Source organism: Dactylosporangium sp. NPDC049742, assembly GCF_040674675.1.
Lineage (GTDB): Bacteria > Actinomycetota > Actinomycetes > Mycobacteriales > Micromonosporaceae > Dactylosporangium > Dactylosporangium maewongense.
The window spans coordinates 153171-170610 of sequence record NZ_JBFANF010000022.1; the positions used below are offsets into that span (position 1 = coordinate 153171).

The 17440-nt window shown below is 70.8% G+C and carries 18 protein-coding genes and 1 pseudogene; 10 read left to right on the forward strand and 9 right to left on the reverse strand.

What is annotated here, in order from left to right:
• The first annotated feature begins 12 nt into the window (after positions 1-12).
• The 6 genes and pseudogenes from AB0J72_RS26255 to AB0J72_RS26280 all read left to right on the forward strand — a co-directional run bounded on the left by AB0J72_RS26255 (position 13) and on the right by AB0J72_RS26280 (position 3992).
• A complete protein-coding gene (locus tag AB0J72_RS26255) occupies positions 13-1104 on the forward strand; it encodes a hypothetical protein (protein WP_363403009.1) in 1092 nt (363 codons plus the stop codon).
• 324 nt (positions 1105-1428) lie between these two features.
• Positions 1429-2496: a transposase family protein gene (locus tag AB0J72_RS26260; RefSeq protein ID WP_363403011.1), complete on the forward strand. Its 1068-nt coding sequence runs from the start codon at positions 1429-1431 to the stop codon at positions 2494-2496.
• Positions 2463-2543: pseudogene (locus AB0J72_RS26265) on the forward strand (hypothetical protein); the annotation flags it as partial. The gene AB0J72_RS26260 and the pseudogene AB0J72_RS26265, both read left to right, overlap by 34 nt.
• A 189-nt stretch (positions 2544-2732) precedes the next feature.
• The gene (locus AB0J72_RS26270) at positions 2733-3233 is read left to right on the forward strand and encodes a hypothetical protein (RefSeq protein ID WP_363403052.1); all 501 of its coding nucleotides are present in this window, start codon (positions 2733-2735) and stop codon (positions 3231-3233) included.
• 57 nt (positions 3234-3290) lie between these two features.
• The gene (locus AB0J72_RS26275) at positions 3291-3611 is read left to right on the forward strand and encodes a YbaB/EbfC family nucleoid-associated protein (RefSeq protein WP_363403013.1); all 321 of its coding nucleotides are present in this window, start codon (positions 3291-3293) and stop codon (positions 3609-3611) included.
• 129 nt (positions 3612-3740) lie between these two features.
• Positions 3741-3992 (forward strand): hypothetical protein, encoded by a 252-nt coding sequence (locus AB0J72_RS26280; RefSeq protein WP_363403015.1) that lies wholly within the window; start codon positions 3741-3743, stop codon positions 3990-3992.
• Here AB0J72_RS26280 and AB0J72_RS26285 read toward each other — a convergent pair.
• The gene (locus AB0J72_RS26285; RefSeq protein ID WP_363403017.1) at positions 3979-4653 is read right to left on the reverse strand and encodes an alpha/beta fold hydrolase; all 675 of its coding nucleotides are present in this window, start codon (positions 4651-4653) and stop codon (positions 3979-3981) included. The two genes, AB0J72_RS26280 and AB0J72_RS26285, sit on opposite strands and share 14 nt — an antisense overlap.
• A gap of 109 nt (positions 4654-4762) precedes the next feature.
• Between AB0J72_RS26285 and AB0J72_RS26290 the strand changes: the two genes are divergently transcribed.
• Positions 4763-5098, forward strand: coding sequence for a helix-turn-helix domain-containing protein (locus AB0J72_RS26290; protein ID WP_363403019.1), 336 nt, complete (start codon positions 4763-4765; stop codon positions 5096-5098).
• Positions 5099-5127: 29 nt separating this feature from the next.
• Here AB0J72_RS26290 and AB0J72_RS26295 read toward each other — a convergent pair whose 3' ends face one another.
• The 8 genes from AB0J72_RS26295 to AB0J72_RS26330 form a co-directional block, all read right to left on the reverse strand.
• The gene (locus tag AB0J72_RS26295) at positions 5128-6717 is read right to left on the reverse strand and encodes an ABC transporter ATP-binding protein (protein WP_363403020.1); all 1590 of its coding nucleotides are present in this window, start codon (positions 6715-6717) and stop codon (positions 5128-5130) included.
• Positions 6714-8039: a hypothetical protein gene (locus tag AB0J72_RS26300; protein WP_363403022.1), complete on the reverse strand. Its 1326-nt coding sequence runs from the start codon at positions 8037-8039 to the stop codon at positions 6714-6716. The genes AB0J72_RS26295 and AB0J72_RS26300 overlap by 4 nt, the downstream gene beginning before the upstream one ends.
• Positions 8036-8848, reverse strand: coding sequence for an ABC transporter permease (locus AB0J72_RS26305; protein WP_363403024.1), 813 nt, complete (start codon positions 8846-8848; stop codon positions 8036-8038). The genes AB0J72_RS26300 and AB0J72_RS26305 overlap by 4 nt, the downstream gene beginning before the upstream one ends.
• Positions 8838-9782 (reverse strand): ABC transporter permease, encoded by a 945-nt coding sequence (locus AB0J72_RS26310; protein WP_363403026.1) that lies wholly within the window; start codon positions 9780-9782, stop codon positions 8838-8840. The genes AB0J72_RS26305 and AB0J72_RS26310 overlap by 11 nt, the downstream gene beginning before the upstream one ends.
• Complete coding sequence (locus AB0J72_RS26315) at positions 9766-10524, reverse strand: DUF1684 domain-containing protein (RefSeq protein ID WP_363403028.1); 759 nt, start codon at positions 10522-10524, stop codon at positions 9766-9768. Before AB0J72_RS26315 ends, AB0J72_RS26310 begins: the two co-directional genes overlap by 17 nt.
• Positions 10521-12155, reverse strand: a complete 1635-nt coding sequence (locus AB0J72_RS26320) for an ABC transporter substrate-binding protein (RefSeq protein ID WP_363403030.1) — start codon at positions 12153-12155, stop codon at positions 10521-10523. Before AB0J72_RS26320 ends, AB0J72_RS26315 begins: the two co-directional genes overlap by 4 nt.
• Before the next feature lie 108 nt (positions 12156-12263).
• Complete coding sequence (locus AB0J72_RS26325; RefSeq protein WP_363403032.1) at positions 12264-12893, reverse strand: GntR family transcriptional regulator; 630 nt, start codon at positions 12891-12893, stop codon at positions 12264-12266.
• A 414-nt stretch (positions 12894-13307) separates the two neighbouring features.
• Positions 13308-14915, reverse strand: a complete 1608-nt coding sequence (locus AB0J72_RS26330) for a cellulase family glycosylhydrolase (protein ID WP_363403034.1) — start codon at positions 14913-14915, stop codon at positions 13308-13310.
• 422 nt (positions 14916-15337) lie between these two features.
• On the opposite strand from AB0J72_RS26330, the gene AB0J72_RS26335 reads away from it, so the two are divergent.
• The 3 genes from AB0J72_RS26335 to AB0J72_RS26345 form a co-directional block, all read left to right on the forward strand.
• Positions 15338-16087, forward strand: coding sequence for an SDR family oxidoreductase (locus AB0J72_RS26335; RefSeq protein WP_363403036.1), 750 nt, complete (start codon positions 15338-15340; stop codon positions 16085-16087).
• Positions 16088-16124: 37 nt separating this feature from the next.
• Positions 16125-16625 carry a MarR family transcriptional regulator gene (locus AB0J72_RS26340; RefSeq protein ID WP_363403038.1) on the forward strand — a complete coding sequence of 167 codons (501 nt, stop codon included), beginning with the start codon at positions 16125-16127 and terminating at the stop codon, positions 16623-16625.
• Between the two features lie 466 nt (positions 16626-17091).
• Positions 17092-17440 (forward strand): ATP-binding protein (locus AB0J72_RS26345; RefSeq protein ID WP_363403040.1); only part of this gene is annotated, 349 nt, incomplete at its 3' end.

The following is a 17440-nucleotide window of genomic DNA, read 5'->3' on the forward strand; positions in this document are numbered from 1 at the left end:
AGGATCCAGGACGTGTCCGATCTTGCTTCGCGGTTTGCCCAGCTCGCTGGCGAATACGGCGCCCGCAAGCGGGCGGCGACCGCGCTCGTCGAGCGCTGGGACTGGTACAGCTGGCCGGGCCTGGATCTGCGTCCGTTGCACTTCGAACGGGACCTGCTCAGGCCTGGCCGCAGGCTGGATACGCCACCGCCGGCGGACCGGGATGTCCTGCGGATCGGTTTCGACGCCGAGGGCCGAGCGGTGGTGACCGAGGAGTACTGCGGCTTCCTGCGCGGCCGCCTGTACTACGAGACGTTCGTCCGCCACGGCAGCGACGTGGTGGAGGTGGCGCATTTCGACACGGACGGGCCCATCTACCTACACGAGTACCGTTTCGTGGGTGGGCTGATGCGCTCGGCTGACACCGTCGCGCGGCGCGGCTCGGGGCGAGAGTCGTATACGTACACCCATGGGCGGATCAGCCGTGTCGAGATCGAGCACGACGGTCGGCCACGTTCAACGCTGATGGCCGAACACGACGACGACGGCCTGGTCCGCCTCGTCGAGGTCATGGGCCACTGGTCCGAAGTGTGCTACGAGCGGCCGCCGGCCGGGTTCGACCTCGACGTGGCATGCCGGGCAATCGAGGACGCCCTGGTCGCGTTGATCCCGGACGCCGTGGCGCGCCTGACGGTCGACGGCCCCGCTGCCTGCGTCGCGCTGAGCTATCACCAATCGCGCGCGCTGTCCGTCGAGGTCCACGCGTGCACCGCGGACGAGCGCGCCGCCCTGGCGGCGATCGACCCGCATGCCGCATGGTCGCCAGCCGACTTCGAGACCGGTGCCGGCCTCGACCTTGCCGAGGCGGGACCGGTGCGGCTGGTGTGGCAGGAGCTCGCCCTGCTCGATGCGGCCGACCCCGGCGCCGGATCCGAGATCGGGCGTCGACTGTTGTGTTCGGCGGCCGCTCGGCTCAACCTCCGCGACTGGTCGGACACGCTGCCAGTCACCGACGACTTCGTGGTGTACGCGGTCGACCTTGAACTGGTCGACCTAGAACGGAACCTGACCGACTGCCTGCCGCCCGACCGGCTCGCCTCCCTACGCGCGCTCGGCCCGTTGTGACCGACCCCGGCCCGACCTGCGCATCCGCACATCGGCAGATCCGGTAGCCGCCTGAGACCTGGTCGCCGTTACTTAACGTAACTGCTGCCGGTTGCCCGGAAGACTAAGCTCCGACCTGCCGTTCTGATCGGCGCCCGCCGCTGCGGGGTGGGTCCGAAAGTCGCAGATATTGATCAAGGGAGACTGGCCCATCTGGGCATGGAAGTCGCACACAACTGGGCCCCGTTCTCGGCTCTGGTGCGAACTGTGATGGACGTCGGACGATGAAACGTTGCCCGGGTGCGCGATGCTGTCGGACTACTACTCCCTCATCTGAATGGCATCGTGATCGACGAGGTCGTAGATGCCGAGTCCGGGTTGGTCATCGTGGCTCGGGTCCGCGGCAGTGAGGCCGGTTGTCAGGCGTGTGCGGTGCCGTCGTCTCGGGTGCATTCGCGGTATCGCCGGACGTTGGCGGACGCTCCGGTCGCCGGCCGACCTTTCCGGATCTTGTTGTGGGTGCGCCGATTCTTCTGCGGCAACACGGATTGCCGGGCGAAGACGTTCACCACGCAGGTCGATGGGATGACACGCCGGTGGTCGCGGGTCAGTGAAGGGCTGCGGCAGATGCTCACCACGGTCGGGCTCGCGCTGGCCGGCCGAGCCGGCGCTCGGCTTGCCGCAGCGCTGGGCATGCCGGCCAGTCGTCACCGCCTGATCCGACTGGTGCGGGCACTGCCAGATCCACCGGTCGGTGTGGTCGCGGTGCTCGGGGTTGATGACTTCGCGATCAGGCGTGGCCACCACTACGGCACCGTGCACAAGTCCTGCCTCAACGAGCCTACCGAGCCCTGCGAACCTTCTGCTGAGGAAGCCGGACCCGGCCCGACGAACGAGCCTACCGGGGTGATGGCCGAACGCCGCCGTGCCCACCACGCCCTCGTCCACAAGCTGCTGGCACAAGGCGCCGGGTTCCGGCAGATCGCCCGGCATCTGGGCTGGAGCCACCACACGGTGTCGCGATATGCCAATGCCGAGACGTGGCAGGACATGATGGTCGGCCAGAAGATCCGGCCGAGCCTGGTCGACCCGTTCAAGTCCTATCTGACCCAGCGCATCAACGAGGGGTGCCTCAAGGCCACCACACTGCACCGCGAAATCCGTGCCCAGGGCTTTGTCGGCAGCTACGCGATCGTCCGCAAATTCGTCGAGCAGTACCGCAGCAAACCCGACCTGACACCGGTACGCCGCCCACCCTCGGTCACCGGTGTCCGGAACTGCGTGCGGGCGCCGAGCTGGTGCGTTCGTTCGCCGAAATGCTCACTCGCCTGCGCGGTCAGCGGCTCGGTGCCTGGATCGCCGCGGCCGAAGAGGCGGCGTTGCCCGGCATCACAAAGTTCGCCAAGGGTCTGACCGCAGACCTGGACGCCGTCACTGCCGGCCTCAGCCTGCCTTTCAGCTCCGGGCCGGTCGAGGGCAACGTCAACCGCATCAAGATGATCAAGCGGCAGATGTACGGCCGGGCTGGCTTGACCTGCTCCGCAAGCGTGTACTGCTGTCCACCTGAGCCACTGACGTCGCTTCGCCCACGAACGTGCGGGAAAGACGCGTCACCTGTGGCCGCGGCCCCCTTCGGCTATCGTGCTCCGATGATCCTTCCTGGTTACGCGGACACGTTCCCGGACGAGGTGGACGTCGCGGCGCTCGCCGTCGACGGGTGGCACCTCGCCGAGCGGCCCGGCTTCTGGGCGGCGCACTGGCGGGAGCAGTTCATCGAGATCGCCGGTTTGGAGGGGCATCAGCGCGGACCTGGGCTGTCCTGGCCGGAGCTGGTCGCCGTCGCCGGCCGGCAGCCCGACCGGGTCCGGCGAGCGCAGACCTTGCTGCTGCTCGCGCCGGCGTTCGGTGACGAGGCGGCCGACACGCCGGACGCGGTGTCGGTGCTCTCGGATGCGATGCGGACGCTGGGAGCCACGGGCGACACCGCGAAGCTGGCCACGCTGGCCGTCTCCGACGAGGTTGTGTTCTGGGGACACGTGCCGTGGGTAGCAGGCGTGCCCGACATGGACTACGCACCGCGCAACCCGGCCAGCCCGTTCGCGCTCTCAGTGGCCGAGCGGCAGTTGGTTACAGAGTTGCTGGCGTCCTGAGCACTCGGCCTCAAACGGTGCGGCGAGCAGACCTCACCCGACATTCCTCAAGCCCACTTGACCGTCCAGGCTTCACGGAAAGCGCGTCAGAACCCCGTTCTCACGGATGGAGCCACCGGAGGGATCGAACAGGTCCTCCGGCAACTGGAAGAGCAGCAACGTCGAATCGGCGATGTGCAGAAGAGCCTGGCTGCCGTCCAGGTGACCGGGCACAGCGCGGACCGTTTGGTGAGCGTCACCCTGGACCACGCCATGAAGGTGGCCGGCATCGAGATCGACAGCCAGGCGATGCGGATGACCAGCTACCGGCTGGCCGAGTCGCTTCAGGAAGCGCTCAACGCCGGTACGCCGAGTGGGAGCAGTACGTTGCCGAGCTGACGGGCGACATCGTCGGTGATGAGGCGCTGGTTCGCGACGCGGCCGCCGGGTCGATCACGCCACAGGACCGGTTCAACGGTTCGGCGTCGACCTGGATTCGGTCTTCAACACGCGACGCAGGGGCGTAGCGTGGCGGAGAAGAAGGTCGACATCGACGCGATTCGTGGCGTGCCCAAGAAGTTCGAGGCCGCCGACGGTCCGGCCGCCTACCTGCGCAACGCGGCGCAGAAGCTGGAGGACACAAAGGTCGGTGCCGTCACCTGCTGCGAGGAGGCAGAAACCCGGCAGGAAACCGGCGAACCAGAGGTACAGATCCGCAAACGACTCGCTGCCCCCCGACCGTGCCCCCCGACCAGACCGCGGTCCGTCAACGCACTTTGAGGAGGAGTTCGGTGAGTTCGATGGGCATGGTGATCATGCAGTCGTGGCCGGTCGGCAGCTCCCACACCTCGTCCTGCGGGGGAACGGGGCGCCGGGGTGGAGCGTCGGTGGTGCAGTGGATGTGGGTGCGTGGGATCGTGTGTGCGGCCGGGTTGTCGAAGGCGACCGGCTGTTGCAGACAGCGGACCGGTTGGTCGGACAGCATCGTGTCCAGCCAGGCGAGGTCGGCCGGCTCCGTGACGCCGAAGGAGCGGGACATCGGTGGCAGGCGCCATGGGGTGTCGGTCTGTGCCGCCCGGTCGATGAGGTGTTGGGTGGCCGGCATCACGTCGACGGCGCTTTCGCCGTCGTGGGGAACCATGGCATCGAGGAAGACGAGGTGGGCGATCTTGTCTGGCGTGCGGTTCGCTGTTCCGGTGATGACCATGCCGGCGTAGCTGTGGCCGACGAGGATGACGTCGTCCTGGTCGTCGAGCAGGCGCACGACGTCGTCGATGTGTGTGTCGAGGCCGACCTCGGGGCTGAGGAGGTGGATGCGGTCGCCGTAGCCGGTCAGGGTCGGTGCGAGAACCCGGTGGCCGGCGTCGCTCAGCAGCGGCACGACGCGGTCCCAGGCCGCCCCGCTGTGCCACGCGCCATGGATGAGGACGTAAGTGGACATGCCTATCCTTCGTGTGAGGGTGTTCGCTGGAAGCTCCCTCATGTTCTGACGGATGCCACGCACCCGGCAATCAGGCACATTCCGGTGCCTCGGTTCTCTGGAGGTAACCATGCGCAGCGGATGCCGATCGCTGATTGAGGACAAGTGGTCACTGCTCGTCATCTCGATGCTGGACGCGGGGCCGAAGCGGTTCAGTGAGCTCAAGCGCGGCCTGGACGGCATCAGTCAGCGGATGTTGACCGTCACCCTGCGGAATCTTGAACGCGACGGCATCCTCGTCCGTACCGTGCTCGAGGTCATGCCCCCGCACGTCGAGTACCAGCTCACCGAGATGGGCGTCACTCTCCACGAATCGGTCAAGCCGATGATTGCCTGGGGCAGCGAGAACGTGGCCCGAGTGGAGCGATCCCGTGCGGCCTACGACACCCGGACCGTCGTGGAATGACGCCGTGGCCGGCGGTTCCCCCGACGACGCTACGGGTACACCGGGAGTGTGGGAACGGCGGCGAGCAGTTCGCGGGTGTAAGGCTCGACGGGGCGGTCGAAAACGTCGTCGGCCGGGCCGCGTTCCACCACAGTGCCGTCCTTCATCACCAGCACCTCGTCGCTGAGCTGCCGGATCACGGCCAGGTCGTGCGAGATGAACAGGATCGCCAGGCCGCGCTGCGCTTGCAGGTCCGCCAGCAGCGCGAGGATCTGAGCCTGGATGGAGACGTCCAGGGCGGACACCGGCTCGTCGCAGACCAGCAGCTCGGGGCCGGTGGCCAGGGCCCGGGCGATCGCGACGCGCTGGCGCTGCCCCCCGGACATCTCGGCGGGGCTGCGGGCGGCCAGTGACGCGGGCAGGCCGACGGCCTCCAGCAGCTCGCCGACGCGCCGGCGCCGGGCGGTCCGGTCGCGCTCGGACCGCAGCGCTTCGGCGATGACCCGGCCGGCGGTGAAGCGGGGGTCGAACGCGCCGAGCGGGTCCTGCTGGATGAGCTGGATTCGGCCGCGCTGCGGGCGGCGGAGCCGCTCCGGCAGCGAGCTCCACTGGGCACCGGCGAAGCGGACGTCGCCCTCGTCAGGGCGCAGCAGGCCGAGGGCGATGCGGGCCACGGTGCTCTTGCCGGAGCCGGACTCGCCGACGACGCCGAGCGTTCGCCCGGCGGTGACGGTGAACGAGACGTCGCGCACGGCGGCGTGGTCGGTGCCGTCGGGGCGGCGGTACCGTTTGCTGACCGCCCGCACCTCCAGCAGGGCCGGACCGGCTTCCGCGCCCGGGGTGCGGTGGGGCCGGCCGGTGGGGACCGCGGCGAGGAGCTGGCGCGTGTACGGGTGGCGAGCTGCCCCGAGCACCGCTGCCGGCGGTCCCGACTCCACGACGACGCCCTCGCGCATCACCAGGATGTGGTCGGCCATCCGGGCCACCACGGCCAGGTCGTGGCTGATCATGAGCAGCGCGGTGCCCCTGGCCTTCAGGCCCTCCAGCTCGAGGAGCACTTGGGCCTGCACGGTGACGTCGAGGGCCGTGGTCGGTTCGTCGATGACGAGGACCGGCGGGCCGGCGATGGTGGCCGAGGCGATCAGGGCCCGCTGGCGCAGACCGCCGGAGAGCTGGTGGGGGTACTGCTGCGCCCGCACGGCCGCCTCTGGCACCCCGGCGCCGGCGAGTGCCTCGACCACCCGGGCAGGCCGCAGCGCACGCGGGACCAGCCGGTGCCGGCGCAGCGGCTCCCCGACGTCGCGGCGGACCCGGTGCAGCGGGTTGAGCGAGCCGAGCGCGTCCTGCGGGACGAGCCCGATGTCGCGGCCGCGCAGGTGTCGCCACTGGGCTTCGGTCAGCGTGGTCAGGTCCCGGCCGGAGAGCCGCAGCGCGGCGGCGGTGACGGTGGCGGCCGGGCCGGCCAGGCCGAGCAGGGCACGGGCGGTGGCGCTCTTGCCGGACCCGGACTCGCCGACGACGGCCAGGAACTGTCCCTTGTGGAGGGTGAAGGAGATGCCCCGGACCGCTTCGACGGAACCGCGAGCAGTGCGGAACGTGACGCGCAGGTCGTCGGCGGCCAGGACCGGGTCGGGGCTCATCGCGGTACCGCCGCGGAATTGCGGCGCAGGTCGGCGATCCAGCGCTCGTCCCGCCGCGACCGGCGCCGGTGCTTGCGGTCCGCCAGGATGTCGGCGGCCCGGGCGGGGTCCCCGCTGCGGGCCAGCGCGTCGCACAGCGTGTCCACGACGATGTCCTGCTGCAGGCGGCTCCCGCCGACCAGCGCCATCGCCGCCACCACGCCGCCGAGGTGCTGCGCGGCCACGTCGTAGCGGCCGTCGGCGTGCGCGGTGATGCCGTCGAGGACGGCGAGGACGACGTCGCGGTTGGGCCGGGTGGTCTCGGCGGCCCAGGCGGCGCGGAGGGTGACGAGGCCTCCCCGGTCGGCGGCGGCCAGGGCGAGGGCGGCGTGCACGTCGAACAGCGCGCCGCGCGCGGCCGCGAGCTGGGCGCGGGCAAGCTCGGCGACCGGGTGCCACGGCAGGCCGGTGTGGCCGTCGATCCGCAGCCGCCACAGCACGGCGGCGGCGTCGACGAGCGTGGTGCGGCGGGTGGAGACGCGGGGGTCGATGGCGTCGTGGTAGCGCCGCAGGCCGAGCTCGGCGTCGTCGTTCTCCAGCGCCACGAGCGCGTGATGCCAGCGCAGGTGCGTCTGCAGCGGCGAACGTGGATGCCGGGTGTCGAACCAGCCGTCGAGGAACGACTCCACGGTGGCGATGCGCCCGGTCTCGTGCAGGACGTGGACGTACCCGTGGCAGGCGGCGCGGTTGTCCGGCCGGCCCAGCAGCGAGCGCTCGGCCGCCGCCTCGGCCTCCGCGAACTGCCAGGCCTCCTCCAGCTCCAGCGCACAGATCCCGGCCAGCGCCCAGTCGTCCGGGAACGCGGCCGCCGACGGCGCAGCCAGCGCGAGCACGCCGTCGCGGCCGGTGCCCGCGGCGATGCGCCGGCCGCTGAGCAGCCCGGCGGCGAACCCGAGCACCAGCAGGTCGCCGGGGTGCGCCTCCAGATGCTCGGCGTAGGCGGCCAGGTTGGCGGGCGGCGCGGTGACGAGGTCGATCTGGCGGGCCTCGCGCGGGCCCAGCTGGTCGGGACGCTCGCGGCGCAGCCGGATGGCGGCGGTGAGCGCCTCCCGGGCCTCGGCGTCGCGGCCGGCCGAGGCCAGGCTCAGCCCGAGCCCGAGGTGCGCGACGGCGAGTCCGGGGTCGAGCGCGATCGCCTGGGCGAAGCCCTCGACGGCGGTGTCGTCGAGGGCCAGGTACGCGTCGACGGCGTCGAAGTAGGCCGCGGCGGCCTTCGCGTCCACTGTGGACACGCGCTGCCCGTAGCGGTCGGTCTGCACGGGGGTACCTCCAGGTTCGTTCACGGCCGGATCGAGCCGACGCCGAAGCGGTTGCGCAGATCGCGGCCGAGGATGGTGACGGCGACCGCGGTGACGGTGATGAGCAGACCCGGGAAGACCCCGGCCCACCAGGCGACGGCGAGCGTCGAGCGGCCCTCGGCGAGCATCGCGCCCCACTCCGGGGTCGGTGGCTGGGTGCCGAGGCCGAGGAAGCTCAGCCCGGAGGCGAAGATGACGGCCACGCCCAGGCCGAGGGTGGCGGTCACCAGCAGCGGGCCTGCCGCGTTGGGCAGGATGTGCCGCCACAGCGACGTCCACGGGCCGACGCCGAGTCCGGTGGCCGCCTCGACGTAGCCGGCGGTCCGGACCACGAGCAGCCGGGATCGGAGCAGGCGGGCGTAGCCGGGCATGTCGGCCAGGCCGATCGCCAGGAGCAGGCTCAGCTCGCCGCGGCCGACGATGGTGACGACGACGAGGGCCAGCAGCAGCGCCGGGAACGACAGCAGCACGTCGAGGACGCGGCTGATGACGCTGTCGGCGAACCGGCCGCCGAGTGCGGCCAGGACGCTGACCGGCACGGCCACGAGCAGCGCGACGAGGGTCGCACCGGCGGCGATCCGCAGCGAGTGCCGGGCGCCGTAGACGGCCCGGGCGAACAGGTCCCGGCCGAGCTGGTCGGTGCCGAACCAGTGCCCGGCGCCGGGCGGCCGGAACGAGGCCAGGGGATCGGTCGCGTTCGGATCGTGGCCGGTGAACAGCTGCGGCCACAGCGCGGCGGCCACGGCGGCCAGCACGAGCACTGCCGCCGCGGCGACGGTGAGCCTACGTCCCATCGCGACGCACCCTCGGGTCGATGACGAGGTAGGAGACCTCGACGAGCAGGTTGACGACCACGAACACGGCGGCCGCCAGCATGACGACGCCGGTGACCATCGGCAGGTCCTTGTTCGTCACCGCGGTCAGCGCGACCTGCCCGAGCCCGGGTCGGCCGAACACCTGCTCGATGAGGACCGACCCGCCGAGGAGGCTGCCGATGAACCAGCCGGTGAGCGTCGTGGCCGGGACCAGGCAGTGCCGCAGCGCGTGGCCGGTCCGTGCGGCCAGCGCGCCGGCCCCGCGGGCCCTGGCCGCGGTCACGAACGGCTGGGCGAGGGCGGTGTCCATCTCCTCGCGCAGCACCTGGGCGAGGGTGCCGGCGATCGGCAGGGCGACCGCGACGGCCGGCAGCACGAGACTGCGCCAGGTGCCGGCCTCGATGACCGGGAACAGGTGCCAGCGCAGCGACAGGAACGTGATGAGCAGGATGCCCAGCCAGTACTGCGGCAGCGACACGGCGACCATCTCCAGCCCGGAGAACACCGCCCGGGCGACCCGGCTGCGCTCCGGGACCAGCACCGCCGCGCCCACCGCCAGCAGGACCGCGAGCAGCAGCGCCGCCCCCGCGAGCTCGGCGGTGGGCAGCACCTGCTCGGCAAGGGCGCCCCACACCGGCCGCTGCAGCTGGTAGGAGGTGCCGAGATCGCCGCGGACCAGCTCGCCCAGCAGCCGCAGGTACTGCACCGCCACCGGGTCGTCCAGCCCGTACCCGGCGCGCACCTGAGCCTTGAGCTCCGGCGACACCAGCGCCTGGTTGCCCATGATGATGTCGACCGGGTCGCCCGGGATCAGGTGCAGCATCGCGAAGCACAGCGTGGCGGCGCCCCACAGCTGCACGACCGCGATCGCCGCCCGGCGGGCGAGGTGGCCGCCGTCAGGCCGGGTGCGCACGGCGCCGCACCGACCGCTCGCCCGCCTCGACCGCGGTCGTCAGCACGTTCTCCCGGGGCGGCAGCGGGCAGTTGTACCAGTCCGAGAACGCGCACGGCGGCAGGTACGCGCGGTTGAAGTCCACCACGTACCCCTCCGGTGCCGCCCGGGCCTCGACGAAGCGACCGGGCCGGTACGTGCTCACGCCGGTCGTCGCGTCGGCGAACACGAACCACAGGCCGCCGTGGCCCTCGAACGCCCGCACCCGGTGCTCGGTGCCGTCGACGGCGAACGCCAGTTCACCCGGCACGACGTGCGCGCGCCGGACGTCGTCGCGCTGGTAGGGGATCGGGGTGGCCTCGGGCACGGCGAACGGCTCGAACGTCGCCGGGACCTGGAAGCGCTCGTCGTACGGGTACCGGTCGATGCCGGCGAAACCCGTCCGGCCGGGCGCGGCGTGTTCGTACGTGCGCACCACCGGCCCGTCCTCCCGCACGAACGTCCGGATCGTCACGCCGGGCGCCTCGAGGTCGCCCTCGACGAAGGCGGTACCGGTCACCGGCACGCCGTCCTTGGTCAGCGGCGCGCCCGGCTCGACGGTGACGGCGAGCCGGCCGTCCTGGACCCTCCAGGTGCCGGGCACGCCGTCGACGACGAGCGGCTCGTCGACCGGGTACGTGCCGGTCAGGGCGGTGTGGCCGGCCGGGCCGGCCACCTCCTCGGCGCGCGCGGCCAGCCAGGCCTCGAAGTCGTCGTCGCTCACTTGGTCCGCCACACGGTGTAGAAGGAGTCCGGGTACCCGGAGACGGTGAACTGCACGCCCTGCACGGCGTTGGAGGCGCCGAGGAGGTACTGCGGGACGTAGATCGGCACCGCCGCGGCGTTGTCGACGACCCACTTCTGCAGCGGCTTGTAGGCCGCCGGCCGGTCCTCCTGCCGCAGCGCCGTGGTGCCCTGGCTGAGCCACTGGTCGACCTGCGGGTCCGTGACGTTGGCGTAGTTGGCACCACCGCTGGTCGCCGCGAACTTCGACGACCACACGTTGTAGAGCATGTCCGGGTCGGCCCGCTGGTTGCTCTGGTCGGTGATGTCGTAGTCGCCGGCCTTCGTCCGGGCCGAGAAGGTGCCGGCGTCGAGGCCCTGCACGGTCACCTCGAAGCCGAGCTTCTTGGCGTTGTCGGCGACGGCCTGGGCGACGACGTCGCGCTGCTCGCGCATGACGGTGCTGTTCTGGACCCAGACGGTGCTCAGGCGCTTGCCGTCCTTGATGCGGTACCCCTGCGCGTCCTTCTGGTTCCAGCCGGCCTCGTCGAGCAGCCGGTTGGCCAGCGTCAGGTCCTGTGGCCAGCTGTTCTCCAGCGTGCTGTCGTACGAGTTCGGCGTGCTCGGCGTGAGCGGGCTCCAGGCGCGCGGGAAGCGGCCCGCGTAGACCGACTTGACGATGTTCTCGATGTCGATGCCACGCTGGAACGCCTGGCGCACCTTGACGTCGTCGAACGGTGCCCGCTTGGTGTTGAGGTACGCGGTGAACGGCGTGCCGGCCGCGGCCGCGCTGAGCACCCGCACCCCGCCACCGGCCTCGAACGCGGCCGCGGTCACCGGCGGCACGTTCGCGGCGAGCTGGGCCTGGCCGCTGCTGACCGCGCCGACCCGGATGGCGTTCTCCGGCAGGAACCGGACCTCGACCTTGTCCAGGTACGCGGCGCCCTGGTGCGGCGAGCCCTCGGGCGGCCAGTTGTAGGCGTCGTACCGCGCGAAGGTGAGGCTCTGCCCCTTGGAGTACGCGGCCGTGGTGAACGGCCCGGTGCCCACGGCCGCTCCCGGCCCGCCGGCGCACAGGGCAGCCTGCCCCTTCGCGAGAGCCGCCGGAGACTGGATGCCGAGCACGGAGAACGACACCAGCTGCAGGAACGGGGCGAATGGCGACTTGAGCTTGACCACCAGCGTGCTCGGGTCGGTCGCGGTCGCCGAGGCGAACGGCAGCGAGCCGGCCAGCGGCGCCTTGGTCGCAGGGTCGGTGAAGTGGTCGAAGGTCGCCTTGGCGGCGGTCGCGTCGAACTTCGTGCCGTCGTGGAACGTCACGCCGTCGCGCAGGTGGAAGGTGTACGTCGTGCCGTCGGCCGAGACGTCCCAGGAGCTGGCCAGCCAGGGGTGGAAGGCACCCTTCGCGTCCTGCTGGATCAGCGAGTCGTACACGTTGCGCTGCAGGATCTGGGTGGCGATCTGGCTCGGTGCCGCCGGGTCGAGGCAGGTGGGTTCGACGTCGGTGGCGAATACGACCGTGCCGCCGCGCACGGGGGCGCCGGACGCCGCGCCGTCGCCGGGCGAGCCGGTGCTGCTGCATGCGGCCAGCAGCGTCGCCGACGCCACCGCCACGACCAGCCTGCGGAACATGTTAACTCCATTATTCAGACTTGTTTGCTAGGAAATTAGCGCGAGCGTATACACGCGTCGACGCTCGGGCAAGAGGCTTTGACCTGTGACGTTTCTTGCTCGGCCGGACTACGACCCGGCGGCGAGCCGCGCCAGGCGGGCCTCGCGGGACCGGTCCAGGTGGGCGGCCAGGGTGCGCCGCGCCGCTTCGGCGTCACCGGCCTCGATCGCGTCGACCACCCGCCGGTGCTCGGCCGCGGCTTCATCCCGGTCGGTCAGCGTCGGCTCCGCGTCGTCGTACACGGCCAGCAGCGTGTCGAGCCGCTCCAGCAGCTCGATGATCGTGGCGTTGCCCGCCGCGGCGCGCAGCGCCCTGTGCCAGGCCGCGTGCGACTCGCGCAGCTGCGCCGGATCGCCGGCCGTGGCGGCCTCGCCGGTCAGGTGGCGCAGCCGGGCCAGATCGAACGCCGAGCGTCGCCCGGCCGCCGCGGCCGCGCACGTCGACTCGAGCGCGATACGGGCCTCGTAGATCTCCAGCAGCTCCTCCGGACTCCGCGTCCGCACCCGGTACCCACGCCGGTCCCGCTCCAGCAACGCGTCCCGCTCCAGCATCGCGAGCGCCTCACGTACCGGCGTCCGCGACACCCCGAGCCGTTCCGCGAGCACGGTTTCGAGCAGCACCGTGCCCGGCGCGATCCGACCGGCGACGATGTCGCCGCGCAGCCGCTCATACTGAGTCGAGGCCGAGTCGCGGTTCACCGGGTCTCCTTCGGGCAGCGGCCGCCATGAGTTCGCCGATTATCCCCACCCGCCGCAGTCACGCAACCGGCCCCAGGCGTTTCCCGGCCTGTCAGTCGGTCCTCGTCACCATGTGGCGACGCACGCTCATCAGCGGAGCGGTCACGTTCGCCCGCGCGACCCGTGCCACCGGCGACGACAGCCGGGCCGCGGATCAGTCAGGCACATTCACTCCGCGCGGTGTTGTCGATCACGGGCCCGCCGCCGCGAGCGGGCGCTAACAGCGGAAGCGCCAGATGTGCGGCGAGCGGGATTCCCGTCGCTACGACACAGAATCCCGCTCGCATGAGCGACGGAAAGCAACCACCGTCCTTGCGTCAGAGCCGGACTTCTTACAGCCCCTCGGGGCGCGCAGAACTGTTCCGACGCGGGGGTTCAGCTGCAGGTGGAGCCGTTGAGCTTGAAGCCGGTGGGGGCGCCGGCGTTGCCGGTGTGGTTGGCCTGGTAGCCGATGGTGGTGGAGCCGCCCGGGGCGAGGTTGCCGTTGTAGCTGACGTTGGTCGCGGTCACCGTGCCGCTGGTCGGGGAGTAGGTGGCGCTCCAGCCGCCGGTGATGGTCTGCCCGGCGGGCAGGTTGAAGACGAGGCTCCAGCCGTTGATGGCGGTCTTGCCGGTGTTGGTGATGGTGATGCTGTTGGTCAGGCCGGTGTTCCAGGCGTTGACCGCGTTGACGACCTGGCAGGTGCCGGTGCCGGTTGGGCTGCTCGTCGAGGGCGTGGGCGACGGGCTGCCGGGTGTCTTGGACGGCGACGGCGAGACGGGCGGGGTGGTGGGGGACGTGCCGCCGGCGGCGGTGATGATGGCGCTGATGATGCCCTGCTGGGTCACGGTGTTGGAGCTGCGGTTGAACAGGCCGAAGCCGTACTGGCCGTTGTATCCGTTGTCCCAGTAGGCGGTCGCCCCGCCGTACTTCTTCGCGGTGCTGACCAGTGCTTTGGCGAAGTTCGCGCGGTAGGTGTTGTTCGCCGGGTCGGCCGACGTCTTGTCGATCGAGCCGTACTCACCGACGAAGAACGGATAGCCCTTGGTGACGAAGGTGTCGCGCATCTTCTTCAGCATCTGGTCCATGTAGTCTTCCTGACCCCAGGTCGACTTCTTGGCCGGGTTGGTCGCGGCCGCACCCCACTGCGTGATGTTGCCGTCCTCCTGGCCCGCGAAGTCCCACGGGTCGTAGTAGTGCACGGAGATCATGAGCCGCTGCTCCCCGCTGGGGATGGAGGACGACCGGTAGGTGTCGGTGGGCAGCGAGAAGCCGTAGCTGCCGGTCGTGTACTCGATGTTGGTGTTCCAGCCCGGGATGAGCAGCCAGCGCGAGGCGTTGGTGCCGCCGGTCCGCCGGACGGTGTCGACGAAGATCTGGTTGTAGGCGACGATGTTCGAGTAGCACGGCTGGGTGGGGTTGCCGTACTGCCCGTCGAACTCCTCGTTCATCGACTCGAAGATCAGGTGGTCGTTGTAGCTCGCGAACTTCGTCGCGACCTGCTGCCAGACCTTCTGGTACTTGGCCTTGATCGTGGTCTGGTCCGACGCGTCGCAGACCAGCCAGGAGCCGGTCACGCTTTTGAAGCCGTCGCCGTGCATGTTGATCAGCACGTACAGGCCGGAGTTGTAGGCGTAGTTGACGACCTCCTGGATCCGGCTCAGCCAGGCCGCGTCGACGGTGTAGTTCGGGGCGGCCCCGATCTTGCCGAGGTACGAGATGGGGATGCGGATCGTCTTGAAGCCCGATGCCTTGACCCGGTCGATGAGGGCCTGGGTGATGACCGGGTTGCCCCAGGCCGTCTCGCTGGGAATGCCGTTGGCGCTGGCCTCCAGCTGGTTGCCGAGGTTCCACCCGGCGCCCATGTCGGCGACCAGTTGAGGACCGGTCAGCTGCACCGCGGCGTTGGCCACGGTTGACCTCGTCACGCCGTACACGGCTCCGGCGAGGACCAGGGTGGCGGCAACGACTGCGAGCCCGGCCCTCCTGACTGTCGAACTCATGAGTTTCCTCTCCTGTGGTTGCGAGCGCCGGATGCGGCGGCGTCTCCGGTCCGAACCTGGCGAGGAGTTTCGCCACAGGTGTGCGAGAGGTCAATCGAAGCGCTTCGACGAACATGTTCGTCGGACTGACGTAGGTCGCTGACCAGCAGGTTTGCCGCAGACGGCTGGAAAGCCGGCTCTGCATCTTTCGCAAACTGCCGGTGATCTTGACTTGCCGCGCCGCTGGATGCGGTAGGGGCCGTGGCGGGGGATCGTGCGGCGCGCCTGGGCGGGTGTACTCCCCGTGCCGGCGGGTAGAAGGCGCGTCGGGCTCGGCCGTGTGCGGCCCCTGGGGCATGTGGCGACGCTCACGATCGGAATACGTGACATGTCACGTGAGTTGACGAGGGCGGTAAGTCGTTCACGGGCGAAGGAGCAGAGACATGAACCGACTGCAGGGCAGGACGGCACTGGTGACGGGCGGCACCTCGGGGATCGGGCTGGCGGCCGCGCGGCGCTTCGCCGACGAGGGCGCGCACGTCTTCGTGACCGGACGCAGGAAGGAGGCCGTCGACGAAGCGGTCGCCCTGATCGGCTCGTCCGCCACCGGCGTCGCCGGCGACGTCGGCGACCCGCACGATCTGGACCGGCTCTTCGCGGCCGTCGAACAGCGCGGCGCCGGCCTCGATGTGCTGATGGCCAATGCCGGGGGCGGCTCCTTCGCCCCGCTGGAGGCGATCACCGCCGAGGACTACCGCGCGACGTTCGACCGCAACGTCGGCGGCACGCTCTTCACCGTGCAGAAGGCGTTGCCGTTGCTCAAGCCGGGTTCGTCGATCATCCTGACCGGTTCCACCGCCGCCTCCAACGGCACGGCGGCGTTCGGGCTCTACGCGGCGACGAAGGCGGCGATCCGGTCGTTCGGACGCACCTGGGCCGCCGAGCTTGCCGGCCGGAACATCCGGGTCAACACGCTGGTCCCGGGTCCGGTGCGGACACCGGGGCTCGCCGGGCTGGCCGGCGACCCCGCGGGCGTCGAGCCAATGTTTGCGTCGCTGGCCGCTGATGTACCGCTCGGCCGCCTGGGCGCGCCGGAGGAGATCGCGGCCGCCGCGGCGTTCCTGGCGTCCGACGACAGCAGCTTCATGACCGGCGCGGAGCTCTTCGTCGACGGCGGCGCGGAGCAGATCTGACATCCGTGACAGTTCACGTAACTGGCACGATGGTGGTATGACCGCCAGACGTCCGGCCCGAGGCTGGCTCGACCAGGACCAGCAGCGTGCCTGGCTCGCGTACATCCGCCTGCAGCTACGGCTCTCGTACGAGATCAACCGCCAGCTGCAGGCGGACCACGAGCTTTCGCTGTCCGACTACGATGTGCTCACCGCGTTGAGCGTCGCGCCGGCATCCTGCCTGGCCGTCAGTACGCTGGCGACGCAGCTCGGCTGGGAGCGCAGCCGGCTGTCGCACCATGCCAGGCGGATGGCCGCGCGGGGCCTGGTCAGCCTCGACCCCGCGCTCGCCGACCGGCGGGTGACCGAGGTGTCGCTCACCACCGCAGGCCGGCACGCCCTCGAGGCGGCCGCGCCGGGCCACGTCGACCTGGTCCACGGCCTGTTCTTCGACGGCCTGCCAGCGCACCTGCTCGCCCCGTTCAGTGAGGCGCTCGAGCACATCTACGACAACGTCCTGGACAGGGGGACGCTCCCGCGACCAGAGACTCGATCTTGACCTCGAGCGGTGTTGAGGTCCTACGGTCAGCCGGTCGGGTTCACGAGGATGCTCACGGAGGACATCATGATCCTGGTCACCGGTGCGACGGGCAACGTCGGGCGGCGGGTGGTGGCGCTCGCCCGGACCCCGGCGATCTGCGCGACGTCCTCGGCGACGACGCTGACCTGGGCCGCGACCGGGGTGAACGCCGACGGCGCGGGGAGGCCGGCGGCGCGGCGAGGGTCAGCAGGAGGCCGGTGGCGGCCGGCAGCAGTGCGCCGGGCGTCGCCGCGTGGTGGGCCTCATGAGCGGACCGTAGGCCCGGCCTCGGGCACCGCGCATGAGTATCCATTGCTCAGAGTGAATCCGTCCCTGCGGTTGCGCGGATCAATTCCGGCGGCGAGCATGAGGCGCGGCGACATTCTGGCACCGCACCGATGGTGTCGCACACCGCGCGTCGCCGCCGACACGCGTGGGAGCCACCGTGACTGCGACGACGCTTGCCACCACGGCGGTGCACTGGCCGCTCGTGGGCCGATCGACCGAGGTACAGCACCTGTCCGCGCTGCTCTGCACCACCGACGAGGCGGGCGTCCTGCTCATCGGCGAGGCCGGCGTCGGCAAGTCCCGGCTGGCGCAGGAGGTTGCGCAGCGGTGTACGGACGGTGGCATGCTGGTGTCGACCCTGTCCGGCTGGGAGGCGGCCGACGGGTTGCCGCTCGCCGCGGCCGCCCCGCTGCTGGACCGCATGGACGAGCTCGTCGACGACCACGTCACGTACGAGGAGCACGACCGCGCCTTCCACGACATCGTCATGCACGCCTCCGGCAACC

Excerpts from the sequence above, each read along its gene's own strand:
- AB0J72_RS26270 (WP_363403052.1), top strand. The coding sequence starts at position 2,733 with ATGATCCTTCCTGGTTACGCGGACACGTTCCCGGACGAGGTGGACGTC.
- AB0J72_RS26285 (WP_363403017.1), bottom strand. The coding sequence starts at position 4,653 with ATGTCCACTTACGTCCTCATCCATGGCGCGTGGCACAGCGGGGCGGCC.
- AB0J72_RS26290 (WP_363403019.1), top strand. The coding sequence starts at position 4,763 with ATGCGCAGCGGATGCCGATCGCTGATTGAGGACAAGTGGTCACTGCTC.
- AB0J72_RS26295 (WP_363403020.1), bottom strand. The coding sequence starts at position 6,717 with ATGAGCCCCGACCCGGTCCTGGCCGCCGACGACCTGCGCGTCACGTTC.
- AB0J72_RS26305 (WP_363403024.1), bottom strand. The coding sequence starts at position 8,848 with ATGGGACGTAGGCTCACCGTCGCCGCGGCGGCAGTGCTCGTGCTGGCC.
- AB0J72_RS26320 (WP_363403030.1), bottom strand. The coding sequence starts at position 12,155 with ATGTTCCGCAGGCTGGTCGTGGCGGTGGCGTCGGCGACGCTGCTGGCC.
- AB0J72_RS26330 (WP_363403034.1), bottom strand. The coding sequence starts at position 14,915 with ATGAGTTCGACAGTCAGGAGGGCCGGGCTCGCAGTCGTTGCCGCCACC.
- AB0J72_RS26335 (WP_363403036.1), top strand. The coding sequence starts at position 15,338 with ATGAACCGACTGCAGGGCAGGACGGCACTGGTGACGGGCGGCACCTCG.
- AB0J72_RS26340 (WP_363403038.1), top strand. The coding sequence starts at position 16,125 with ATGACCGCCAGACGTCCGGCCCGAGGCTGGCTCGACCAGGACCAGCAG.